The following is a 7,146-nucleotide window of genomic DNA, read 5'->3' as shown; positions in this document are numbered from 1 at the left end:
AGTAACCACTTTTTATCCAATTTCATCGCTTTCTGAAATATTCCCGGCGTCAAACGGACATCTTTCAGTGAAAAAGGATACACCTGCTGTTTTACTACCACATAGGGCTCTGACTTTTTATGGGTAGCAGCTTCACTTACCGAAAAACTGCTAACGATTCCACAAACTACGACAATTCCATATCTCAATAATCTGTTCATAGGGGATAATAATTTAAGATCAATCAAAAATAAGGCATATTATAAAGCCATTCTTCTGTTTTATTTGCATAAACTTGTACAATATTTGCTTTTTTACATATAATACAACAAAATACCTTATTTTTACCATGAATTTTGTAATCATCTTATTAACAAAGTCTATGAGAGATAAAATATTATTTATTCTTTTTCCAAAACTTAAAAATATTGTATTATATTTGCCATAAACACACTAAAACACAAAATATAACATTATGCTTTACGAGACGATCATCCCGGCTACAGGTCATTCGTTTACCAAAAGGAACTTTATTTTCAAATATTTTCCGACGCAATGGCATTACCACAAAGAATTCGAGTTGACTCTGATCACGAACGGTTGGGGAAAACGTTTTGTAGGAGATGGGGTAGATGATTTCAAAGTAGGAGATATCGTACTGTTCGGAGAAAATTTACCACACTTCCACATGTGTGACAAAACTTATTATGAGAACAACGATCTTTACTGTAGTTCGGAAGTCATTCAATTCACCAGGGACATCTTTCCGGCCGATATGAATAAAATGCCCGAGTTTTCACGCATTTCCAGTCTATTGCAAACAAGCAGGCAGGGAATCTTATTTCAAAACAAAAGAATCACCGACGAAGTTACGGAAATATTTCCCCTATTGGAAAGCCTCCCCGGTATCAGCATGCTGATCAAACTTTATCAAATATTGGATCTTTTAGGAAGTAGTAAAAAATACAAATTGCTATCCGGCTTCGACTACAATTTCCAGGCCACCCAAAACCAATATAACACTCCGGTAAATAAGACTTTCGCTTATCTGATGAATAATTTCAAAGAGAACATCAGTCTCGAAGCCATCGCTTCCTATGCCGGCCAAAACCACTCGGCCCTTTGCCGGAATTTCAAACAAAGCACAGGAAAGAGTATTTTCGAATGCCTGACCGAAATCCGGATTGAATTTTCATGCAAATTACTGCTCAACTCAGACCTCAGTATTATTCAGGTAGCCTACGAATCGGGGTTCAGAAATATTTCCCATTTCAACCATAAATTTAAAGAGATCATGAAAATGACGCCCGCCGAATACCGGAAAAATTTACTGAAGGAACCCGAAGAATAACCGTCACCTTCACATACCTTAGTTAGAAAACACATAAGAAATAATATTCGCTCCCATCTGCAAAGCCTCCTGCCGTTTGTTTTCAGGATCGTTGTGCACCTCAGGATCTTCCCAGCCATCTCCCAGGTCGGTCTCGAGAGTAAATAAAACCACCAATCTTCCTTCCTTGATGACCCCCAGAGCTTGCGGCCGTTTCGCATCGTGTTCATGGATTTTGGGTAACCCCTCCGAAAATGTATATTTCTGATTAAAAATCGGATGTTCCCAAGGGATCTCTACCAGTTCATCTTCAGGAAACACCTTTTTCATTTCCCGCCGGAAAGCCTGAACCAACCCATAATTATCGTCTGCATGCAGAAAACCGCCCCCCAACAAATACTCCCGGAGATTATGGGCTTCTTCTTCTGTAAAAACAACATTTCCATGCCCTGTCATATGCACATAGGGATAATTGAAAATATCCCGGCTTCCCGGCTCGACAGTAGCCGGCTCTTTAGCCAGATCCGTACCTAATTTATCGTTACAGAAACGGATCAGGTTAGGCAAAGAGGTGGGATTAGCATACCAATCGCCTCCTCCTTTATATTTCAACAGAGCCAGTTTCGTTTTAGTTTCCTGGCTCCACAACCAGCGAGGCACAAACACAAACAAAACGATCAAAAACACCACTTTCCAAAGATGCTCCATATGTTCAGATTTAAACGCGATTCATAAAATCGATACTATGGCAAGCCACAATCCCCGCCGTCTCGGTTCGCAACCGGCTCATCCCTAAAGTCACAGGCACAAAACCGTGGTGCCGGGCCAATACCACTTCTTCTTCCGAAAAATCTCCTTCAGGTCCGATCAGTATAACCACATTTTCCCCCGGCCGATACACTTCATCCAAGCGTTTTTTATCCCCTTCATTGCAGTGGGCGATAAATTTATGGGTCTCCCGGCAAGAAGTAACCAACTGCCGGAAATCGGTCATCGGATTCAGCCGGGGCAAATAGGCTTTCAAAGACTGTTTCATCGCCGCCACAATCACTTTTTCCAGCCGTTCTTCTTTCACAACCTTCCGTTCGGAATGAGCTGCATGCAATAAAGTAATCTCATCGATCCCCATCTCGGTACATTTTTCCAGCATCCATTCGATGCGGTCTATATTCTTCGTCGGAGCAACAGCCAAATGCAGGTGAAAATTGCGCCGGCCGTATAGTTCCCGCCGATCCGTAATCCTGATCTCACATCCCCGCACTTCCGCCCGTTCGATAACTCCTTCATACCAAGTTCCTTTCCCATCCACCAACGAAACCGCTTCTCCGGCCCCCAACCTCAATACCCGTACACAATGTCTGGATTCATCCGCATTCAACGTATAAATATCCCCTTCGATATCCGGCGTATAAAATAAATGCATAACAACGATTAAATTTATCCGACAAAACTACATGTTTTCAACCATCAAACAAATTCTTACCAACCTGAATATTGAATTAATTTCATTGTATTATTTCATTCACATGAAGCGATTTTTTCATCGTTTCATGATTATTTTCGTCAAACACTCTGACTGTCGAATTACCTGTACGATCATACTCTACCGTCATTCTTGCAAATCCATATCCACCTTTACATAACTTATTTTCAGTATCTAAATATTTCTTTTCTATTATTCTACCCCAATCGTCAAACTCAGTCTTCTCCATAAAATAACCGTTCACCAAACAGGGCTTTTCGGCTATATCCCAAAAAGCGACCTCGGTAATCATCCCTTTTTCATTATATTTTTGGGAAATAGCAGTAAAACCGCCGGTATTTATACAGGGTTTATCGTCCGTACCGAAATACACCTGTTTTACCACATTCCCCCGGTCGTCGTACTGAAAAGACAACTTTGCATAACCATCTTGCAGCAGACAGGGTCTATCATTTTCATCCCGATAAGCCACTTCGGTACAATTTCCGCGGGGATCGTATTTTTCAAGCACTTTTGCATAGCCACCTGTATGCATACACAACTTATTATTCACATCAAAGTAAGCCGTTTCTTCCCGAAAACCACGCTCATCATACTTAAAATTCAACTTGGCGAAACCTTCCTTATTCAGACCTAACCTACCATCCGTTCCCCAATAAGCCATCTCCGTTACATTTCCCCAACTATCACATACAGCAGTCATTTTAGCTGCCCCCTGGGCATTTAAACAGGGGTTCCCTTCCGTATCGAAAGTAGCTTCCTCTATCTTATTTCCCCGTTCGTCATACCTCATCACACACCGGGCAACTCCACTCGAATCGGTACATGGTTTTCCATCCACCCCAAAAAACAGAATCTCCGTTACATTTCCCCACTCATCGTATCCATAAGAAACTTTCGCATATCCTTTATTATTCAAACAGGGTTTTTCTTCTGTATCGAAGAAAGAAAGTTCAATCAATCTACCCCGCTTATTATATTTTGCAATATATTTTGCATAGCCTTCATTCGGATTTAAATAAGGTTCTTTTACATTATTCAGATATACCTTCTCTACGAGATTTCCTTTATCATATTTTGCTCTCCAATTAAACCCTGCAGGTTGGAACAATTTATCTTCCAGACATGAAACGAACTGCCCTGTCTGATTCCCAGATTCATCATACTCCAGCCTTACATTCGCAATGGGACAAGGTGCTCCGTCAGCGTCCTTAAAAGATATTTTCTCTAAATTATTATTGTTATCATAAGTTATCGTTACCTGGGCTATACCGATCTTATTCGGAACAAGATTTCCCCCGGCATCTACATAACTAATGGAGGAAATATACCCCTTATTATTATAAACAGCCTCTACTTTCATAACTCCTTCTTTATCCCTCACCGGCTCTCCATCGGTATCAAAATAAGCGCTTTCAATCATATTCCCATATTTATCATACCGGCCAATCCATTTTGCATACCCTTTTTTATTAAAACAGGGAGCTCCATCCACACCGTAATAAGCCATTTCAATCACATTCCCGCAATCATCGTATGTAGAAAGCAATCGGGCATATCCTTCTTTATTAAAACACAAATTACCGTCTGTCCCATAATTTGCCGTTTCGATGATTCTTCCTTGCTTATTGTACTTTGCAACACATCTTGCCACCCCTTCCCGTCCCCAGGCAAGCTGACCGTTTTTATCAAAAATCGATTCGGTAATACTATTCCCATGTTCATCGTATTCTTTCCCGATTATTCCCCCACCATTACTTAACGGACAAACCTTTTGGTCTATTCCCAGATATACACCTTTTACAATATTACCGTTCTCATCACATTTTCTGGTATAAGTCGCCCACCGCTGTTCGTTCAAAACAGGATTACCTGCCGGATCGAGATAAGCGATTACCGAAATATTACCATATTCGTCATAATTATATTTCTTAGAAGCTATCCCCATATTATTGGGAAAGTTAAAACCTTCAAACCCGATAAATCTGACCAACCGGGGCCTTCCGATAGAATCCAGGACATAATCAAAGCCATAAATTCCCTTTGCATCACAAGCAGCGATATCGTCGTTACCGTTATATTTTTTAAATAATTTACGTATAATGAAACCTTGCCGGTCCCTGATTAACCGATACCGCCGGATTTCAGATTTCGAATTACTAAACATACTTTCAAACGCATTCGAAGTGATAGAAGTAAAAGAACTTGTAAGTCCGATACCCATTCCCTTATCCAATGATTTCAGATCTACATATTGCAAACTGTCCCCGGCAATATAGGCAACAATCAAAGGCTTTTGTTTGGAATTTTGATATTCAATTTCAATGACAGATTGTCCCCGTCTATCTTTTCGGCTTTCTATCTGTTGAATAGAAGAACGATCGACATATTCACTAAAATTGTGCTCTATAGGAAGACCGGCAGAATTGGCAAAAATAACTCTTTTCAGTGTGCCCTTTCCTTTCCCCAATATACTGCGGTGGGTATATTCGAAACGATAATGTGTACTTCTTTTTTTTACCTGTTCCGCACTTAACTCAACCACCCCTTCCGGTATTCCCCATCTATCCACATAATCAGCAAAATATTCATTTTTAGTCCGGTAATAGTCCCACAAGATGAATAAAACGAATAAGAATAAAACAACTCCGATTCCTGTACTCCATTTACGAATCCTCAGAATACGTTCATAAGGCTGCCATAAGGTATTGAACTTGATATCCAACAAACGGGCGACAACGCGGATAAAAGCCCTTTTTTTCTTCATCGCAAATGAACCGATCCCTTCTTCCCTGACATTTATAGCCAATAATTCTTCCTGGCTTATCGCCTTTATCTGTTCATGGATACATTCTGTCTCGATGTCATTACTGTAGGGAATCCCTGAAACGACAAAAGGGATGATCTTATCTGCTCCGTGAAGTGTAGCGAAATATTTCACTTCCTTTCCGACCCAGAGCGAACGCGCTGCTTCAGGTGAACATATCACAATAAGATAATGTGAACGCTCGAGTTCATGTCTTATATTTTCTTCCAGTCTCCCACTGTCGAGATCCGTATTATCCCTGAAAACAGGCCATACTTTTTTAGGCAACCGGGTGATTTGTCTACATAATTTCGAAGGTAACTTATACCATCTTAACCGATCCTGTAACCATTTAGCCCATTTCTCATCTTCCCTTTTATAGCTGATAAAAGCGTAATATTGAAATTGCTGTTCCATCATCCACGAATTAATTCAACTATTCCTATCCCTACAATTCACCACAAACAAAATTAAAAAAATACATTATTCCATTAGCTATTTACCTGTTTTTTATTCATTTTTTAAACAATTCCTCCCTAACCCACTCCACTATCCAAATAATAAGAACAGATAATTTTAAACTACTTTGCAAATAAAATACAATAATCTGCAAATATATCCATAGTAAAAGCTCTTAAAACGTTTTAGATTTGTAACATGATGTCCATAAATTAATTTTTACAAAATAATAAGATGAAATATTTTTTCACTATTCTACTGCTTAGTAATCTGTTTTGCCCGCCTTTTATCGGGTACACACAAAACAATTCCGGATCACCTGTCTATTTCGGAGATCCTTTTATTCTATTACACGATAGCACCTATTATGCTTACGGTACCGGTGCCGCCGACGGAATAAGCGTTTATGTATCTCAGGATTTGGAAACCTGGAAAAAACCGGAAGGAGTACCCGGCGGGCTCGCCCTCTCCAAAGCGGATGTCTGGGGCGATCGCTGGTTTTGGGCTCCCGAAGTATATTACCGGAACGGCCGTTTTTACATGTATTATTCTGCCGACGAACATATTTGTGTAGCAACCTCCGATTCTCCCCTGGGTCCCTTCAGGCAAGAGGTTCGCCGCCCCATGATCGAAGGGGAAAAGACGATCGACAATAGCCTGTTTATCGACGACGACGGCAAAGCTTATCTTTTCTTCGACCGTTTCAACGACGGTCTGAACATCTGGGTAGCCGAACTGACTTCAGATCTATTGAATATCAAATCTGAAACGATGCACAAATGTATCGCTACCTCTCAGGCCTGGGAAGAAGTACATCCCCGGGTCAACGAAGGGGCATTTGTGATCAAACACAAAGGCACCTACTACCTCACTTATTCAGCCAATAGTTACGAGAGTCCGTTTTATGGCATCGGAGTGGCAACCACCCGCGATATCATGGGAGAATGGACCAAATATGACCATAACCCTATCTGCCAAAAAGTGAACGGACTGGTCGGTATCGGCCATAGCGCCCTGTTTAAAGACAAATCCGGAACATTACGGATCGTTTTCCATAGTCACAAAGACCAGACCCACATCCATCCACGG

General features: G+C 40.8%; 6 protein-coding genes. 2 read left to right on the top strand and 4 right to left on the bottom strand.

The window, feature by feature from the left end; genetic code table 11:
• On the bottom strand, nucleotides 1-200 hold a 200-nt coding region (locus WS34_RS13720; protein ID WP_046405491.1), incomplete at its 3' end, for a hypothetical protein.
• Between the two features lie 254 nt (nucleotides 201-454).
• On the opposite strand from WS34_RS13720, the gene WS34_RS13715 reads away from it, so the two are divergent.
• Complete coding sequence (locus WS34_RS13715; RefSeq protein WP_022159392.1) at nucleotides 455-1,330, top strand: AraC family transcriptional regulator; 876 nt, start codon at nucleotides 455-457, stop codon at nucleotides 1,328-1,330.
• 18 nt (nucleotides 1,331-1,348) lie between these two features.
• Here WS34_RS13715 and WS34_RS13710 read toward each other — a convergent pair whose 3' ends face one another.
• The 3 genes from WS34_RS13710 to WS34_RS15765 form a co-directional block, all read right to left on the bottom strand.
• Nucleotides 1,349-2,017: a DUF4159 domain-containing protein gene (locus WS34_RS13710; RefSeq protein WP_022159393.1), complete on the bottom strand. Its 669-nt coding sequence runs from the start codon at nucleotides 2,015-2,017 to the stop codon at nucleotides 1,349-1,351.
• A gap of 10 nt (nucleotides 2,018-2,027) precedes the next feature.
• The gene (locus tag WS34_RS13705) at nucleotides 2,028-2,732 is read right to left on the bottom strand and encodes a 16S rRNA (uracil(1498)-N(3))-methyltransferase (RefSeq protein ID WP_022159394.1); all 705 of its coding nucleotides are present in this window, start codon (nucleotides 2,730-2,732) and stop codon (nucleotides 2,028-2,030) included.
• An 82-nt stretch (nucleotides 2,733-2,814) separates the two neighbouring features.
• A complete protein-coding gene (locus WS34_RS15765; RefSeq protein WP_286693801.1) occupies nucleotides 2,815-6,018 on the bottom strand; it encodes a toll/interleukin-1 receptor domain-containing protein in 3,204 nt (1,067 codons plus the stop codon).
• A gap of 273 nt (nucleotides 6,019-6,291) precedes the next feature.
• Between WS34_RS15765 and WS34_RS13695 the strand changes: the two genes are divergently transcribed.
• Nucleotides 6,292-7,146: glycoside hydrolase family 43 protein (locus WS34_RS13695; RefSeq protein WP_046405489.1), on the top strand; the 855-nt coding region annotated here is incomplete at its 3' end.

Origin of the sequence: Odoribacter sp. N15.MGS-14 (genome assembly GCF_000980245.1) — a bacterium.
Taxonomy (GTDB): domain Bacteria; phylum Bacteroidota; class Bacteroidia; order Bacteroidales; family Marinifilaceae; genus Odoribacter; species Odoribacter splanchnicus.
This window is presented reverse-complemented; position numbering and strand designations above follow the sequence as displayed.

Excerpts from the sequence above, each read along its gene's own strand:
- WS34_RS13710 (WP_022159393.1), bottom strand. The coding sequence starts at position 2,017 with ATGGAGCATCTTTGGAAAGTGGTGTTTTTGATCGTTTTGTTTGTGTTT.
- WS34_RS13705 (WP_022159394.1), bottom strand. The coding sequence starts at position 2,732 with ATGCATTTATTTTATACGCCGGATATCGAAGGGGATATTTATACGTTG.
- WS34_RS13715 (WP_022159392.1), top strand. The coding sequence starts at position 455 with ATGCTTTACGAGACGATCATCCCGGCTACAGGTCATTCGTTTACCAAA.
- WS34_RS15765 (WP_286693801.1), bottom strand. The coding sequence starts at position 6,018 with ATGATGGAACAGCAATTTCAATATTACGCTTTTATCAGCTATAAAAGG.